The sequence below is a fragment of the Butyrivibrio sp. AD3002 genome (assembly GCF_000420905.1).
Classification (GTDB): domain Bacteria; phylum Bacillota; class Clostridia; order Lachnospirales; family Lachnospiraceae; genus Butyrivibrio.
In genome coordinates, this window is record NZ_ATVV01000004.1 from 27,393 (window position 1) to 43,958 (window position 16,566).

General features: G+C 42.2%; 15 protein-coding genes and 1 pseudogene. 2 read left to right on the forward strand and 14 right to left on the reverse strand.

Translation table 11 applies throughout. The features are described 5' to 3' along the window. Positions 1–12 precede the first annotated feature (12 nt). Both G596_RS20925 and nagA read right to left on the reverse strand, forming a co-directional pair. Complete coding sequence (locus G596_RS20925) at positions 13–2,499, reverse strand: response regulator (RefSeq protein WP_155829136.1); 2,487 nt, start codon at positions 2,497–2,499, stop codon at positions 13–15. A gap of 618 nt (positions 2,500–3,117) precedes the next feature. After that, positions 3,118–4,314, reverse strand: coding sequence for an N-acetylglucosamine-6-phosphate deacetylase (gene nagA / locus G596_RS0104600; RefSeq protein WP_022760667.1), 1,197 nt, complete (start codon positions 4,312–4,314; stop codon positions 3,118–3,120). A 264-nt stretch (positions 4,315–4,578) separates the two neighbouring features. Between nagA and G596_RS0104605 the strand changes: the two genes are divergently transcribed. Next, positions 4,579–5,124, forward strand: a complete 546-nt coding sequence (locus G596_RS0104605) for a hypothetical protein (RefSeq protein ID WP_022760668.1) — start codon at positions 4,579–4,581, stop codon at positions 5,122–5,124. Between the two features lie 106 nt (positions 5,125–5,230). Here G596_RS0104605 and G596_RS0104610 read toward each other — a convergent pair whose 3' ends face one another. The 5 genes and pseudogenes from G596_RS0104610 to G596_RS20935 form a co-directional block, all read right to left on the reverse strand. After that, positions 5,231–6,031: an Rpn family recombination-promoting nuclease/putative transposase gene (locus G596_RS0104610; RefSeq protein WP_022760669.1), complete on the reverse strand. Its 801-nt coding sequence runs from the start codon at positions 6,029–6,031 to the stop codon at positions 5,231–5,233. 229 nt (positions 6,032–6,260) lie between these two features. Then, positions 6,261–7,037, reverse strand: a complete 777-nt coding sequence (locus G596_RS20930) for a PrsW family intramembrane metalloprotease (RefSeq protein ID WP_022760670.1) — start codon at positions 7,035–7,037, stop codon at positions 6,261–6,263. 126 nt (positions 7,038–7,163) lie between these two features. Then, positions 7,164–7,226: pseudogene (locus tag G596_RS26065) on the reverse strand (zinc-ribbon domain-containing protein); the annotation flags it as partial. 24 nt (positions 7,227–7,250) lie between these two features. Beyond that, complete coding sequence (locus G596_RS0104620; RefSeq protein WP_022760671.1) at positions 7,251–7,508, reverse strand: GIY-YIG nuclease family protein; 258 nt, start codon at positions 7,506–7,508, stop codon at positions 7,251–7,253. Between the two features lie 50 nt (positions 7,509–7,558). Next, complete coding sequence (locus G596_RS20935) at positions 7,559–8,749, reverse strand: Gfo/Idh/MocA family protein (RefSeq protein WP_022760672.1); 1,191 nt, start codon at positions 8,747–8,749, stop codon at positions 7,559–7,561. Positions 8,750–9,204: 455 nt separating this feature from the next. Between G596_RS20935 and G596_RS24690 the strand changes: the two genes are divergently transcribed. Further along, a complete protein-coding gene (locus G596_RS24690) occupies positions 9,205–9,354 on the forward strand; it encodes a hypothetical protein (protein WP_022760674.1) in 150 nt (49 codons plus the stop codon). Between the two features lie 11 nt (positions 9,355–9,365). On the opposite strand, the gene G596_RS0104640 is transcribed toward G596_RS24690, so the two are convergent. From G596_RS0104640 to G596_RS0104670, 7 genes are all read right to left on the reverse strand, one after another. Beyond that, positions 9,366–10,103 (reverse strand): nucleoside/nucleotide kinase family protein, encoded by a 738-nt coding sequence (locus G596_RS0104640; RefSeq protein ID WP_022760675.1) that lies wholly within the window; start codon positions 10,101–10,103, stop codon positions 9,366–9,368. A gap of 72 nt (positions 10,104–10,175) precedes the next feature. Then, the gene (locus tag G596_RS0104645) at positions 10,176–12,389 is read right to left on the reverse strand and encodes an AAA family ATPase (RefSeq protein ID WP_022760676.1); all 2,214 of its coding nucleotides are present in this window, start codon (positions 12,387–12,389) and stop codon (positions 10,176–10,178) included. Position 12,390: 1 nt separating this feature from the next. Next, positions 12,391–12,690 carry an ATP-dependent Clp protease adaptor ClpS gene (locus G596_RS0104650; protein WP_022760677.1) on the reverse strand — a complete coding sequence of 100 codons (300 nt, stop codon included), beginning with the start codon at positions 12,688–12,690 and terminating at the stop codon, positions 12,391–12,393. Positions 12,691–12,695: 5 nt separating this feature from the next. Continuing rightward, positions 12,696–13,454 (reverse strand): SDR family NAD(P)-dependent oxidoreductase, encoded by a 759-nt coding sequence (locus G596_RS0104655; protein ID WP_022760678.1) that lies wholly within the window; start codon positions 13,452–13,454, stop codon positions 12,696–12,698. Positions 13,455–13,464: 10 nt separating this feature from the next. Next, entirely contained in the window at positions 13,465–14,124 is a 660-nt protein-coding gene (locus G596_RS0104660; protein WP_022760679.1) for a potassium channel family protein, read from the reverse strand. 15 nt (positions 14,125–14,139) lie between these two features. After that, positions 14,140–15,528, reverse strand: coding sequence for a TrkH family potassium uptake protein (locus tag G596_RS0104665; RefSeq protein ID WP_022760680.1), 1,389 nt, complete (start codon positions 15,526–15,528; stop codon positions 14,140–14,142). Between the two features lie 43 nt (positions 15,529–15,571). Next, entirely contained in the window at positions 15,572–16,564 is a 993-nt protein-coding gene (locus G596_RS0104670) for an AEC family transporter (RefSeq protein WP_022760681.1), read from the reverse strand. Positions 16,565–16,566: the final 2 nt, after the last annotated feature.

Below are 16,566 nucleotides of genomic sequence, written 5' to 3' on the forward strand. Positions count from 1 at the left end.
CTCTCACAGACACTACAACTGCTTCAGTACCTCCTTGTACTTTCGATAATCTTCAAGCAATTCGCCATTATTATCTTTAATGTAATCAAGGTCTCCGCGATTTCCGGCTTCCTCAAGAAGTCTTGCTTTTTCGGACAGGTCCCTCGCTCCGATTATTCTGGCGGAGCTCTTTAGTGCATGAACCTTTGTTGTGTAATCCTCAATTTCTTCTTTAAAGTAAAGCTCTTCTATTTCATCCGATTTCTTATCCACGCTGTCCCTGAAGAAACGAAGTGTATCGACAAACAATTCCTCCGTTCCGGCGTAGTCCACTCCTGCTTCGATATCGATATAGCCCTCTTTCTCCAGACTGTTAAGCACTTTTTTAGTGTCGGATCTGACTACCGGAGGTTCTTCGTTATTATCGTCACTGCCTTCAGTTTCTTCCGAGCCATTACCAATATTTTGTTCAATAGCATTAGCCTCGACGTTTCCCGGAGTAATTATTTTCTCAGCCGGAATATACTTCTTCAGCATATCCTCGAGACGTTTTCCGTTAACCGGTTTTTCCAGATAATCATCAAAACCGGCCTTAATAAACATGTCTCTTACTCCGCTGACAACATTAGCTGTAAGGACTATGCAAACGCTGTAATAATTTATTCCATCAGCATCGTATTTGATATGCTTCAGGAGCTCTACACCATCCATCTTGGGCATACGGTGGTCTATCAGCAAAATGTCATATTTCGTTTTGCTAAGGAGATCCAGAGCCGTCTTTCCACTAAGGGCAGTATCCACTGTCATCCTTGTACGTTCCAGAAGCCCTGTAACAACCTTAAGATTCAGTTCATTATCATCAACTGCCAGGATTTTTACATTGGGAGCAATAAAGCTTGGACTGTAATTGCCCTGTCCGGTAGCAACTTCCTCATCAATTTTGTCATATGCCCCTATCTTCTCCCAGTTGGCTACCTTCTGTCTTACTACAAAGGAAAACTCACTACCTACGCCATACGAACTCTTAATTTCAAGCTTGCTGTCCATTCCATCAAGAATCTGTTTGACAATACTCAAGCCCAACCCTATCCCCTCAAGGGATCTTCTATTGCCTTCTTCAATTTTCTCCAAGGTACTAAACAGTTTATCAAGCTCCTCAGGTTTCATTCCAATGCCTGAGTCCTTGACGTGAATTTTCAAATCGATGCAATCATTTTCAACCTTTGTAAAGTCTATATTCAGCTCCACAAAGCCTGCCATGGTGTACTTCACACCGTTTGTAAGAAGGTTTATCAGGACCTGCTTCAGCCTTGATTCATCGCCGATAAGCCCATCGGGAATATTCGGATTAACTATTGGATTATAGAAAAGTCCCTTGCTCTCTGCACGTTCTGTAATCATCATATTGACATCGTGAATCATGCTCGATAAATGATAGGACTCTTTTTTTATCTTTAACTTGCCCTCTTCCATCCTGGAAAAATCAAGAATATCATTCACAAGGAACAGAAGCGCATTGGCAGAACTGTTTATATTGAATGCGTACTGCTTGATTTTTTTGTCGTTCGTCTCTCTCTGCACAAGTTCCCCCATACCCATAATTGAATTTATGGGGGTTCTGATCTCATGGGACATATTTGCAAGAAACAGAGTTTTAGCCCTGGAAGCTTCCTCTGCGATCTTGTAGGCTTTTCTGAGTCTGAAGTACATAATGGCTCCAACCACGACAACTATAAAGAATAATCCCAGAATAACTCTGTACGCGTACAGATAATCCAAAAGATTATATTTGTATAGCCTTCTTGTCGTGTAATCAAGAATAATAGCCTGCTTTTCACTATCTGAAATCGTTGCTATTTCCTTGTTCAGCTTCTCAATAATCTTACGGCTATTTGAAGTATCAGGCGCGCCTGCATAAACTCCCATGGAAATGACTTCCGTCGGATGAACCCTCAGATTCGAATAGAATGGCTTTTGAAGCAGGTAGCTCCATACATATGCATTATTCAAAAGTGCATCAACTTTTCCCGCCTTAAGCACGCTCACACATTCAGAAACATCTTCGTATAAAGTTATATCCATTCCCGGTACAGTCTGTTTGAGTGTCTCCGCAATACCTGCCTGAGATTTAAGCATACCTACTCTTAACTTGTTAAATGCAGGAAGTTCCGGATTACTCACAGTAACAAGTGTCATCGGCGTCTCTACCAAGGCATCCGTTATGACACTTTGCAGACCACCCTCGCTTGAAATAGCACTTCCAAGCGGCATGACAAGGTCATACTTATCATTATCGAGGGCCGCCTTAATATTTCCTTCCTGCATTGCCCTAAACTGTACTTCATAGCCGGCTGCATCTCCTGCTTTACGCAGAAGATCAGCCCCTATACCGACAATTTCGTTTGTCCGATGATCAACATAATACATAGGGCAGCGGTCAGCCGGAACACCCACGATAAGTGGTTTCTTTGAAGCTGCCGCTACGCTGTTTGAAGACATAGTAGTGCTAATAAACACCATAAAGGTGCATAGCAAAACTATGAAGATTTGACTTGATCTCCGTATATTTTTCAAGACGTTCACCTTCCTTGTAAAGGAGTCGTTCCGACACTGAGGGCAAAATATCTATAAATATATGGTACATCAAATCAATTGGTGATTATATTAAATAACGATAAAGAATTTATGTATAAATACTATAAAAAAATTATTTTATCTCCATTATAGCCCGCAATAAGACCTGCAAGTACCGAAAGCTGTTTTAGATATCCTTTTACGCTTGTGATACTAAAAATGTGCACATTATTGTTGAAAGTGTCTTGTGATTTTTGGGGGTGAGGGGAACCAGTACCAATATATGGGCTATTTGTAGCTTTTCTTGGTATGGGATTACTTCGATATCACCAAGATATTATTAAAATCGCCTTTATCTTGGTCCATAGTATTCAGAATAATACCAAGATATTTCTAAAACCGGTTATATCTTGGTTCAGATTTGCAAAAATAATACCAATATATAACTGAAATCAGCTTTATCTTGGTTTATTGTCTGTAGAATACTACCAATATATAGCAAAAGCAGGCTGCATCTTGGCAATTATCTCATAATTAGTGCCTATATCCATATATTAAAATACATCAGATAACACATTTTCCCTTACAGAAAGCAGCCTTAAGCTCAAGTGTGTCCTTATCAACAAGAAGAAAATCCGCATATTTTCCGGGAGTTATGCTGCCAAGCTTGTCATCAGCATGAACTGATTTTGCGGGATTGATGGTAGCGCACTGCACTGCTGTCTCAAGCGGAATTCCTATCTCCTTAACAAGAGTAATCATACAGTCATAGAGATTAGTTACGCTGGCAGCGATGGTTCCGTCTGAAAGGAGGGCACGCTTGCCCTCTACATGCACCTCATGACCGCCTAGCTCGTAGCTTCCGTCCGGAAGTCCGGTGGCACGCATGCTGTCGCTTATAAGAACAATTCTGTCCTTATCAATAAGTCTGAAGGTGTTTCGATCCACGCTGTGATGATGATGAACTCCATCTGTTATGAGTTCTACCATACACTCAGGATCATCTGCTGCAGCTCCTACAACTCCGGGTGCCCTATGGAGAAATGGACTCATAGCATTATAGAGATGAGTGACATGATGAGCCCCAAGGTTCATTGCCTTCATAGCCGTATTGTAATCGCAGTCCGTATGAGCTATGGAGATTGTCACCTCCCCAGCGAGTTCTCTTATGAAATCCATGGCTCCCTCGGTTTCGGGAGCGATATCAATCAGTGTTATTTTTCCGCCGCTTCTTTTTATCATTTCTCTGGCAAAATCCACATCAGGAGCGATAATATCCGACAGTTCCTGAGATCCCTTCTTTTTAGGCGAGATGAAGGGGCCCTCCATATTAATTCCAATGAAATGTGCCTTATTTTGTAGTGATTTTTTCCTAGCAAACTCTTCGGTATTATCTTTTGAATCAGCATGCAAAAAGAACTCCCGGGTAGCATCAGCCACCTTCAGGAGCTTCTCCTTTGAAACAGTCATGGTTGTCGGGCAAATCGCTGTAACCCCGCAGGATGCCTCGTAGGTCAGAAGCTTTTCTATAGCCTGCAAACTTCCATCACAGAAATCACTTCCCATACATCCATGGACATGAATATCCACAAGACCGGGAATAACATAGCATCCGGATGCATCAACAGCCTTATCATCATAAGTTGCTTCTGATTCCTTCACAGCAGCCGCCCCATCGACAAAGAATTCGCCATCGGTAAATATATCTTTTTCCACAAATCTGAAATTATTATCAAAAACAAGTCCGCCGGTTACTCTCATAACGACTCCTTAATCGCTCCCAAATACAACATCCATAGTTGAGTTTTTGTGTTTTATTGGTTTTCTAAAAAATCCTCTCCTCCTATTTTATTCGGAAAAAGAGCAAAAGTAAAAAATTTAGTTTCAGTTATTGGTGTTTTTACTGATATATAAAATCTTTTTCAGGCGTATTTAATAGGATTTTTATGGCTAAAAAAAGACTTTGCAAAATATAATTGATTTATAAGTAACGTGGAAAAAGACTAGGCGTTAGGAGGATTTTTTATGGTTAAGATCAATAAGAAGCTTGCTACATTTACGGCTTTGGCAATAATGATGTCACTAGTAATGGCTCCGTCAGTCAGGGTTTTAGCCGCTAATCAAATGACAGGTACTGTAAAAACATCCGCATCTGAGCCAGCTGCAGGGACAGTAACAGAAGAAACCACTGTGGAAATCAGTCCTGAAGTGGACGCTATGACTCTAGATGAACTTGTTGCTTATACCGACGAATTGCTTAAATCAAGCTGTGATGATGATGAAAGCAGCGGCTACAATCTCAGAACCTATGATGACCGTATAGTTGTTGAGATGTGGTATACCGGAATGAACGACCTTGTAAAACTGGCTGCAATAGACGAAACGTACCAGCCCACCTGGGATTACATGGTTGAAGCAATGAGAGATATAAGTGAAACATTGTATGCTGCTTATAAAAAATATGATAGGCATGTATATGTAATTCTTCTCGATGAGACCGATCCCGAAGAACATCTTATAGCTTGCAAAAACGGAAAAGTGACCTATGATTTCTTGCATCCTGAAAGGTAAATAAACTGTTTTCTCTCTAAGTATTTATATAATAATGCAGGGTGTAGCGAAGGGTTCATTCCTTCCGTTACACCCTGATTTTTATAGTTTTTGGACTATACTAAGTTTACTCTTTTTTATCCAAGAGTGCTTTAAGCCTGGCAATCTCAGCATTCTTCTCTGCTATGGCTTTGTCTTTCTCTGCTAAAGCTTCGTTCTTCTCTGCCAAGGCTTCGTCCTTCTCAGATAGAAGAGCTTCATATTCGTGCTGCATTATCAATTTGTCTTGCTGTGTAAGCATATATTCTGCCCTCCATTCTTTGCTTTTCCTGGCAAACTTGACAGCATCATCCAGTTTTCTAACTAAGTTATTGTCGCTAAGTTCACCGGAAAGATAATCCAAAAATAATTTCATATTCTCGGAAACATCATCACTGCATCCTTTTGCACAAACAAATACTTTTGATGTCCCATCTTCCAAAATAATGTTTGTGTTTTCCTTTGCACGTGCCTGAAATGTGTAAATATGGTAGCCATACTCATCAAAGATGTTAAAGGGACATATAAATATCACATAACTATCTCTAAGCTGTGTGTAATCATACCCCTTTTCCAGATCTCTGTTATCGATAATGCTTTGATAAAATCTTGATCTGCGTGGCAAATCCTTATTATCGATCACTTGCATTTCAATATCATACATGCAAGAAAGATCATCTTCAAAATACACATCCAAGCGAACACCCTTGCCATCCGGGCTCGTTTCTATAGTATGCTCGCTGTCATTCTTAACTATGCTTCCAATTTTCCTGTTTAAAATAAGTTCAACCAATTCCTTACATAAATCAGGATAATACTGCATAATTTTGCAGAAAATAAAGTTATTTGTAATTGTTAAATGTTCATACTCTTCTAAATCTTTAATCAAATATCTTCTCCTTATATTTTATTCGGAAAAAGGGCAAAAAACCACCATGTTTCGAACGTTTATATATTTGTTTTATTTTTTGAATAGTTTGGCGACCCCACCAATGAATTAAGACTTTGATACGATATCACAATAATTTATTCGAGTCAACATTAAAGGGTGCAATGGAAGGTTCATTCCTTCCATTGCACCCTTTTTATAGTTTTGCATATTATTACTCATTTTTACATCACACCGGTCTGTCTTCATGCGCATACTTCTTGATGTTTTTATAGGCATTAACGTTTAAAACGCACATTATCACAACAAGCACAAGCATACCGGACAAGATAAACAATCCATCTTCTGATGCGCTGCATGAAATAGCTACGGTATCGTAGATACCATGAATAAGCATTGCAATAAGGACGCCTTTTGTCCTCATCTGCTTTGCTGCGCTTTCGTCGCCGCTAAGTTCGAGGCTCTTGGCCTGTCCGTAGTAATAACCCATGTAAATTCCGAAGATACAGTGGCCGGGAAAAGCTGCCCTCAGATACGCTGTTCCGGCATCGGAAGTAAAGAGATATAAAAGATTCTCAACAACCTCGAAGCCTATAGCTACGGTGGTCGAATAAACCACTCCGTCAAAGCGGTAGTTAAATGCAGGATGTTTCCAGGTCAGCTTCTTCAATACAGCATATTTACAAATTTCTTCCGAAAAAGCCGCAACCAGAAATGCTACCAGGACGCTGTTAATCAGAGATCCCTGAGGAGTTAATATATCCACAACATATTGAATTCCCGACTCAATTATAGTTACAACAATCGGAAGCGGAATAGCTCCGAATAGAAACAGCTTGATAAGAAGCGGTATCGGTTCAGGTTCGATGCTGTCCAGTTTGTATATAAGAAATATCAATATAATCCCCTGCGCACATGATAGAAGCATTGCCAGCGTCATGCTGCCGGCTCCCATGACAAGGGAAGTAAAAATCAGACTTAAAGTCAGGACGACTATCATAACCATAGGGAGCTTTCGAACATAGAATGTGTCCTTCTGTTCCGTTATGCTCGGATTTTGCACTGACGGACTTGAATTTTGCACATGTAGACTCGGGTTTTGCACCGACAAGTTCGAATTTTGCGTAGCAGCTCCGCAGTTGCCGCAAAACTTTTGTCCGGGTTGTATCTCACTTCCACAATTAGTACAGTACACGTCTGACTCCTCTCCCCTAAAGAACTATTTTTTATCGGTCATGGTGCAGTTTATCAGCTTCAGTTTCTCATTTCTGCGCAAATGTTTAATATGCCACTCTCTGCTCATGGCTTCTTCTTTTGTGTCAAAAGTCTCATAATACACGAGCTTCACCGGAAGTCTGGGTTTTGTATATTTTGCGCCTTTTCCGGCATTATGATCGGCGATTCGCTTTTCCAGATCATTAGTCCAGCCGCAGTATAAAGACCCATCAGCGCATTCGACCAAGTAAGTGTAGTTCATCAGATTATCCCTGCCCGCTCCATAGTATTTTTCCAGATATATGCTGCCTTTTATATAAGCGACAGTTCCGCATCAGCTCTCACCTGCCCTCCAAACATAGAGGAATAGTACCCCGGCTTTAATGGCGTAACCTCCGCTCTTGATTTCAGTTCATAGATTTTGCCCGTTCTGATGGATTCATCAAGTCCAAGCAAAACCTCCATACAGTGATAACCATATTCCTTGCTAAGTCTGTTCTTTCTTCCCTGTCTGATGGCATAAGCAAGCTCAGCAACGCCCACTCCGCGGTGACCGTAGCCGTCAAAAGGCATAGGCTCTCCAACCATATTTTTACCATCAAAGCCATGAGTGAAGGGCATTTTTATCGGCTCGTTTTCAGGGAGTGATATGATAACCTCACCGTCAAACTTATTGGGATCACCTATTTCCATGTTGCCCCTCGTTCCGAATAATTCGAATCTGGTCTTCTCTCCGCCAACATTATTTCCGTTAAAATGAAGTGATACAAGCACGCCGTTCTCAAATTCCAGCGCTCCGCAAAGTACATTTGTTCCGGGGATCTGCCAGGAATCCGGATTACCTTTGACATATAAGAGCTGCTTATCATGCATCAGGGCCGGTGCTCCGAAGCCTGTAACTCTTTTCACACTTCCAAGGAGTGCAATAAGCGCACCAACATAGTATATTCCTGCATCATAAGGAATAGCACCGCCTTCCTGCTGCAAAAATCTGAAAAGCTCAGACATCAGGCATTGGTCACGGTTGACACTGACAAATCCGCTTGTTATCTCTCCTATGATCCCGGAGTCAAGATAGTTTCTGGCGGTCTGAATTCCGGCACCTAAAACCGTATCAGGCGCTACCGCTATCATCAGATTTTTTTCTTCTGATATTTTTATAAGTTCCTCAGCTTCCTCGAGGCTTGTGGTAAACATCTTCTCAGTGTAGACATGCTTCCCTGCTTCAAGCATCTGCTTTACTATCTCATAGTGAACATCAGCAGGTGTCAGATTCACAACAAGTTCAATATCGTCAGAAGCAGCAACTTCATCTATTGTCATAACCCTGGCTATACCGAATTTCTCAGCCTTAGCCTTGGCACCATTCATCGAGCGATTGGCTATTGCAACGAGATCGATGATATCAAACATCTCCTTCAGATTTCGGATATAAATATCGCTGATCATTCCGCAACCGATAATTGCGGTTTTTACTTTTTTATATTTTTGTCCTAAACCCATTCCGTTCTCTCCTTCTCACATGATGGCATTGTATTATAACGAATATATTTCTTTGCTGTTTTAATTTAGGGTTCCTGACAAGCACCCCCTTTTTCGTGCCTGAAAAGGAGTTCTTTCCAAAAGAATTCTTTTTCAAAATTTGACGCCGGCTGCTTATTCATATACGGACTCCTCTCTTATTGCGAGAATCGTTTCAGCATAAGAATATTATATCGCAAACTTCCGGCATCAAAAAGAAAATGTAAGTTTTCCTCAGTGTGATAATTCTGTGATGTTCACACTGATATGATTAACTCAACAAAAGGAAAACAGCTAATGAGTTTCACATAGAAGGAGGTAATCACCATGACAATGATTATTAACATTCTTAACTTATTCGGAATTCACATTAAGAGATACATCACCTGCCCTTGCGGAAGATAATAGAACATTTAAATTATAAAGGAGAATTTACCATGGATTATATTATTGAGATGATCGAATCAAAAATCGGATGTATTGCAAAAACCGTTACTACTGACAGCTTTGGATATATGCAGGAATCTGACTATCAAAAGATTGAATCGGAACTTATCAGTTTTGCTGATAGCATAGCAATAGCATAAAAAATGGGGAATCAGCTGCACTGATAATCCCCATTTTCGTCTACTATAAGCTCCAGATCGGCCTTCATGGTCTTTAAAAGGCACAGACGGACATTAGCCATGTCGCTAAAGTCCACAAATTTTTCTGCTACTTCAAGTGTATTGCCGCTCTTAACCTTTCTGTCCACAAGTCTGTCACGTAGCATATTTTCATCTGCGGCGATAGAGATAGTGTAATCGGCATAAGTCTTAATCTCGCGCCAGCCATCCTCATCAAGCAGAAGATAGTTCCCCTCGAGAAGTACGATGTTTTTCTCTACTGTAATCGCATTATCAGTCGGATTGTGAAGGTGCCTGTCATAAGTGGGCCAGCCTACTTTTTCCTTGCTGACGACATCCTTTATACGCGCTGTAAGTAGGTCCAAATCAAAGGTTATCGGTGCTCCTTTGATATCGACCATGCGAATTTCCTTACCGTCACGAATTGTGTTATGTGTAAGGAGATAATCCTGGTATCTGTGAAAACCATCCATTCCGATTGCCTGAATATCGGTATATTCCTCATACTTCTCAGACAGGCTCTGCAAAAAGCTGCATAAAGTGCTCTTACCGGCTCCGGGAGGCGCTGCCAGAAGGACAAGGATTCTCCTGTCCTTTTCTTTTTGCAATATAGTCAGTTCTGACAATAAAGGAATGAATATTTTTCGCAAGGATTCTTCACTGTAGCTTGCGTGCACGTCTATTCCGTTTATGTTTACGTTGTAATTCATAAAATTTCCCTCATCCGGCACTTCGTGCCACCTTCCCCCGTAGGGGGAAGGCTTTATTTGAAATCAAAGGCTTTATGTGCGGACTGTAAACTCCCCACTCTTTACGGTGAGTGTTAGCTTGCCGCCGTTCTTTAATTTGCCGAAAAGAATCTCATCTACGAAAAGTGGCTTGATATCGTTTCGTATTACGCGGTCAACTTCCCTTGCTCCGAATTCCTGGCTGATTCCGCGCTTTATCACCAGATCCTTGGCCTTTTTATCTGCAGAAAATACTATCTTTTTCACGGAAAGCTGATCCTTTAATTCGGATAATTTCTTGTCTACCACGAGACTTGCCATATCCTCATCCATGCTGTTAAATACGACAACTTTACTCAGACGGTTCCTGAACTCGGGCTGGAAGACGCGTTTAACCTCCTCCATGAGGACGCTGTTGTCATGACCCTCGCTGACAAAGCCTATGCCGCTTTTGCCAAGCTTGTTAGCCCCTGCATTTGAGGTCATAATAACGACGACATTCCTGAAGTCGGCTTTTCGTCCCTGGTTATCGGTAAGCGTCGCATAGTCCATGACCTGAAGCAGGACGTTATAGATATCGGGATGAGCCTTTTCAATTTCATCGAGCAAAAGAACGGCAGAAGGACTCTTCCTTATGGCCTCTGTGAGTATTCCGCCCTCTTCGTAGCCAACATAGCCTGCCGGTGATCCGATTAGTTTTGCAACCGCATGCTTCTCGCCGTATTCACTCATATCGAAACGAATGAGTTTGACACCAAGCTCATCCGCAAGCCTTTTTGCAATCTCTGTTTTTCCGACTCCGGTAGGTCCCACAAATAAAAGGCTTGCAAGCGGTTTGTTCTCCTCCGATAGACCCGCCTTAGAGAATTTTACGGCATTTACAACCTGTGATACAGCCTCATCCTGACCGAAAATCTTGCCCTTAAGTCTATTCTCAAGAGTTGCAAGCCCTGTAACATCATCTGTCTCAACAGTCTCAATAGGCACCCTGCATATTTTGGTGAGAATCTCGTTAATTACTTCCTTATCAACAATCTGCTTCTTAGCCTTTAACGGATGAAGCTTTCTGAAGGATCCTGCCTCATCGATAATGTCAATCGCTTTGTCCGGAAGATATCTTTCATTTATGTATTTTGCACTCATTTTCACAGCATAAGGAAGAACTTCATCCTCATATATTACGCCGTGATAGTTCTCATACTTATCCTTTAGTCCCTCAAGTATTCGGATGCTCTCCTCCTCTGAGGGTTCCTTTATCTCCACATTTTGAAAACGGCGGACCAGGCTCTTGTTCTTCTCGAAATACTTCTTGTATTCTTCAAAGGTTGTCGCCCCGATGAATCTGATATGTCCATCTGCAAGATAGGGCTTAAGCATGTTCGATGCATCAAAAGAGCCTTCTCCAACTGCGCCGGCACCTGAAAGATTATGTATCTCATCGATATAAATAATTGGCTTTTCTTCTTTTCCTATCTCTGACAATACCTTCTTGAAGCGCTTCTCAAAATCACCTCTGTACTGTGTTCCGGCGAGCATACCTCCGAGATCCAATGCAAAAACTCTGGCACCTTTTATTGCATCCGGCACTTCGTTTTTCCTAAGGAGCTCCACAAGTCCATAGGTTATTGCTGTCTTACCGACTCCGGGTTCCCCGATGTGAAGCGGGTTGTTCTTGTCCTTGCGGCACAGAATCTGGATGGTTCTCTCAAGTTCTTCCTTCCTACCGATAAGGGGATTCACATCCTCCAAAGTATCATTAAGGCAGGGTGCAAATATTTTGAGATTGCCCGTATCCTCCTCGCGCTCGGGACCGCCTGTAGAGGCACTGCCGCCATAGTCTACGTTCTCATCTTCAATATATGAAAGTTCCTCAAGCAGTTCAGCTTCCGTAAGCCCATCCTGCTCCATGTAATATACTGCATAGCTGTTATCAAGATTCCAGATTGCATGGATAAGATGCCTTATATGGACCTCGGAGCAGCCGCTTGAATAGGCACTCTGTCCCGCAAAATTAATCATATGCTGCGTGGAAAGAGAGAGCACAGGTTCTTTTCCTTTTACCTTCTCAATGTATTTTGCCGCATAATTCATAAGGTTCTTCGAAAGAGCCTGAATATCACCGCCGCACTCCTCATAAGCCTCGCGAAATGCCTCATCATCAAGCATCATAAGGAGCACCAGCTCCGGTGTCACATATTCATATTGGTTACTACTTGCATACTCCACCGCATTTTGAAGTGCAAGCATAGCTTCTGCAGATAGATTCATATTATGCCTCCTCCACGCTCATGCGAAACGGAAAGCCCTCCTGTTTCGCCCGCATCAGGGCTGCGTTCACCTTGGTTGATGCGATGTCGTAAGGATATTTTCCAACAACTGCCTGTCCCTTTTTATGGACACCAAGCATAATGGACTGAGCTGTGACCTCGTCCTTATGAAATATATCCATTAGAATCTCCACCACGAATTCCATAGTGGTGAAGTCGTCGTTGTACATGACCACGTTGAACTGACGCGGCTCCTTAACTTTATCCTTTGTACGCTCCTTTGTCTGTCCCTGAACTGCCATAATAATCACCGCCTTTTCTTTTTTTGCTGTCTTCCTGTGATCATTATCAATAGACTCTCCGGAATGAAATGCTGAAAAGCAATAGCAAGCTTCATCCCAAGAGTCGGAATTATTACTGTCTGCCTCTTCTTCATACCCGTAAGGCATTCTTTTACGCATTGTTTAGCGGATATACCTTTAAGAGCAAACATCACATCCGACTTACTGTTAAACTCAGTATCCACCGGTCCCGGGCAGAGGCAGCAAACATAAACGCCGCTTCCCTGTTCTTTAAGCTCTCTCGCAACAGCTTTGGTAAGCGAAACAACATACGCTTTGGATGCGTAGTAGGTCGCCATGTAAGGGCCTGCCGGAAGAAGGCCTGCCGATGAAGCTACGTTCAGGATTGTCCCCGTTCCCTGCGCTTTCATTTTGCGAAGCACACCCTTGAAAAGAATATGCATGGCAATATCGTTGACCTTTATCATTGATATTTCCTTTTTAAGATCAGTTTCAAGAAAAGATCCCGCTGTCCCGAAACCCGCATTATTTATGAAAACATCGATATGTTCTTCGGAAATACTCTCCAAGAGTTTTTTACACTGACTCTCATCAGATAGATCCGTTGTTATAACTTTGCAGTTTTCACCGATTTTTGTACGCATGGCTTCAAGGCGATCCGTGCGCCTTCCCGTGAGGATTAGCCTATATCCTATTTTCGCATACACTCTGGCAAATTCCTGCCCTATTCCGGATGTCGCTCCTGTAATAAAAACTGTTTTCACTTTACTCTCCTCATAAGACAATATCTTTATCAAGCTTTGAAAGGTTCTTTTTATGAATCAGCATGAGCAGTGCCTCCTTCGCCTTTAGCGGAGCATCAGGATCCACATACTCATTGACAACACCGTCTTTTATTGCAACCACGTTTATACCATATTTTTTTCTGAGGTTAAGCTCTTTTAATGACTTACCCACCCACTTTTCCTTGGGCAGCATCTCTATCAGACATATATCATCACTTACTTCGAAATACTCAAGGAAGTTGCTGGAAATAAGCCCTCTTGCCGTTCTTATACCGCTCTCCTCTTCGGGATAGATAACCTCATCTGCTCCGATTTTGGATAAAACAGATCCCATTCTCTCGTTACTTGATTTGGCAACAACCCACTTAACTCCGCACTCCTTGGATATCATCGTGCACATTATGCTCGCTTCAAGGCTCATACCCATGGCAACCACAGCGCAGTCGATGTTGGATATGCCAAGCGCCTTTATGGCAGCGGGATCCGTAAGATCAGCCTCAATAGCTGTTGTCGCCTTGGCGGAATAGGAATCGATGATGTCCTCGTCGTTATCTACTACCATAACATCCGCACCGCTCTCTATAAGCTTATCGGCCACTGCCTGGCCGAATTTTCCAAGACCAAATACCACAAAAGAATTATACTTCATCAGTCCTCTCTCCTTTTATCCTACTATAAAGTGTCCGTTTGAAAATCTGATATCATTTTTATCCGAGCGCCTTGTACTGAAGAACAGCGCCATGGAAATCGGTCCTATTCTTCCTGCATACATTCCGATCATTACCACTATCATTCCCGGCACATTAAGACTCGCCGTGAGCGACCTGGAAAGACCTACGGTTCCTGTTGCACTGAATATCTCATACGCTGCGGAAAGCGCCGGCGCATCACATACCTGCATAAGTGCGATCATCAGTGCCATTGTCAGCATAAGGTTTGACATTACGATGGCACTTGCCTTGTTGATCAGCTTTTCCGAGACAGCTCTGCTGAACACAACAGGCTCTGTCCTGTTCCTGATAAATGAAAAGACATTGAGGAGAACCACAAAGATTGTAACCGTCTTTATTCCTCCAGCTGTGCCCACAGGGGATCCTCCGATAAACATGTACATGCATCCCACGATACAGGTCGAAGGTGTAAGCGACTCCTGGGGAACAGTGGCAAAGCCGGCTGTTCTGAAGGTCACCGATTGGAAAAAGCTTGCAAGGACTTTATTCCCCACTGTCATTTTTCCTATTGTATCAGGGTTATCCCACTCAAAAAGCATAACCAGAATGGTTCCGGATATCAGTAAAAACAACGTCAGGTTGATTACAAGCTTGGAATGCTCGCCAAGCCTTTTCCAGAAGGTTCTGATATTGTATCTGTGTTTTACCGATCTTTTCAGGTTTTCAATAAAATCAAACCATACAACATAACCCAGACCACCAAGGACGATCAGTGTAATAGTGATCACATTCACCGGGATATTGGTCTGATAATCTATCAGCGAATTGGCCCCCATTACATCCATTCCGGCATTACAAAAAGCCGAAACTGCGTTAAAGACCGACACCCATATTCCTTTGAAAAAACCGAATTTTGGGATAAAGACAAATGAATAAAGAACAGCTCCGATGCCCTCAACAATAAAGGTGTCCTTTATTACTCTTATGAGAAATTTGATCAGTCCGTGAATAGAATCAAGATTGTAATAGTCCTGTATCAGAAGTCTGGTGCTTAAGGAAAACTTCTTTTTCATAAGCATCATTATCGCGGAGTACAACGTAATTACGCCAAATCCGCCTATTTGAATTAATATCAGGATTATCAGTTGTCCAAGAAATGACCAGTGAGAAAAGGTGTCGACCACCACAAGACCGGTAACGCATATTGAAGTGGTTGCCGTAAACAGAGCGGTGATAAAGTCAGTGTGCTCGCCTCTTGCCGTTGCTGCCGGAATCATCAGAAGAAATGAACCAACCACTATTGCCAGCAAAAAGCCAAGCACAATTATCTGTGTTGATGTTAATCTGCTTTTTTCTATCTTTGTTTCATTAAAAACTCGCAATCGGTGTACCTCTGTAAGCGATAGTTTACTTGTAACCTAAGGTTTAAATAACCCCAAGCGTTTTTAATACGAAGAGCCAAAACGTAAGGGAAAAAGAACAGCCAAAGGTAGTTATCATTATTATACTACTGCTGAGCGTCCCTTCATGTCCCATGTTCTTCGCCATGATATAACAGCTGACTGTAGTGGCTGAACCTAGCATCACAAGAATCGCCACCAGCTGCTCTCCCGCAAAACCAAGACGAATTGCGACAGGCATGAATATCATAACCAGTAAAAACAGCTTGATGAAGCTTGCCACCAGTGCGGGTTTTACATTCTGCAAAGCTTTTCTGTAATCGAAGGTCGCACCCATCGACATGAGCCCCAGCGGTGTCGCAAGTGCGCCGACGTCACTTACTACGGTGTCCATGATTTTGGGAACGGGCAGCTTACAAACAGACCAGATAAGTCCCGTCAATATTCCAAGGATGATGGGATTTTTGATAATCCCAAGTATGGTTTTCTTTACCAATGTGGTGCTATCAGTTGACGAGCGTCCCACGTTTTTACCGTCAGTCGATACATTCTCGTCCTCCGGAGCTGTCACTGTCAGTATAATAACTGCAAAGATGTTATATAATGGCACACTTCCAAGGATCATCAGAGGTGCCATTCCACTGCTGGATTCGCCGTAGATACTGTGAATAAAAGCGATACCAAGAAGCGCTGCGCTGCTTCGATAAGCGCCCTGTAAAAACTCGCCTCGTCTGGAGGGCGTTTTTACAAATATTCGTGACAACAAACTTATAAAAAGTATGCTGACTATTGTGGTGACAAAACAAAAGAGTACAAAGCCCGGATTCCAGGTCCCTATAAAGTCCTGCTTTGCCAGATCCGAAAAGAGCAGAACCGGCAGTGCAACTTTAAATACAAATTTGTTCATAAACGCCGCAGCGTTATCATCTATTATTCCAAGTCTCCTGAACACATTTCCGAGTGTCATAAGGAAGGAAATCGGAAGTGTTGCATTTAAACTAAAAACCAAATTTTGCATAT

Coding starts and splice junctions, on each gene's coding strand:
- G596_RS0104670 (WP_022760681.1), bottom strand. CDS start 16,564: ATGCAAAATTTGGTTTTTAGTTTAAATGCAACACTTCCGATTTCCTTC.
- G596_RS0104660 (WP_022760679.1), bottom strand. CDS start 14,124: ATGAAGTATAATTCTTTTGTGGTATTTGGTCTTGGAAAATTCGGCCAG.
- G596_RS24690 (WP_022760674.1), top strand. CDS start 9,205: ATGGATTATATTATTGAGATGATCGAATCAAAAATCGGATGTATTGCA.
- G596_RS0104605 (WP_022760668.1), top strand. CDS start 4,579: ATGGTTAAGATCAATAAGAAGCTTGCTACATTTACGGCTTTGGCAATA.
- nagA (WP_022760667.1), bottom strand. CDS start 4,314: ATGAGAGTAACCGGCGGACTTGTTTTTGATAATAATTTCAGATTTGTG.
- G596_RS0104640 (WP_022760675.1), bottom strand. CDS start 10,103: ATGAATTACAACGTAAACATAAACGGAATAGACGTGCACGCAAGCTAC.
- G596_RS0104620 (WP_022760671.1), bottom strand. CDS start 7,508: ATGAACTACACTTACTTGGTCGAATGCGCTGATGGGTCTTTATACTGC.
- G596_RS20930 (WP_022760670.1), bottom strand. CDS start 7,037: ATGGTTATGATAGTCGTCCTGACTTTAAGTCTGATTTTTACTTCCCTT.
- G596_RS0104645 (WP_022760676.1), bottom strand. CDS start 12,389: ATGAATCTATCTGCAGAAGCTATGCTTGCACTTCAAAATGCGGTGGAG.
- G596_RS0104650 (WP_022760677.1), bottom strand. CDS start 12,690: ATGGCAGTTCAGGGACAGACAAAGGAGCGTACAAAGGATAAAGTTAAG.
- G596_RS20925 (WP_155829136.1), bottom strand. CDS start 2,499: ATGGTGTTTATTAGCACTACTATGTCTTCAAACAGCGTAGCGGCAGCT.
- G596_RS20935 (WP_022760672.1), bottom strand. CDS start 8,749: ATGGGTTTAGGACAAAAATATAAAAAAGTAAAAACCGCAATTATCGGT.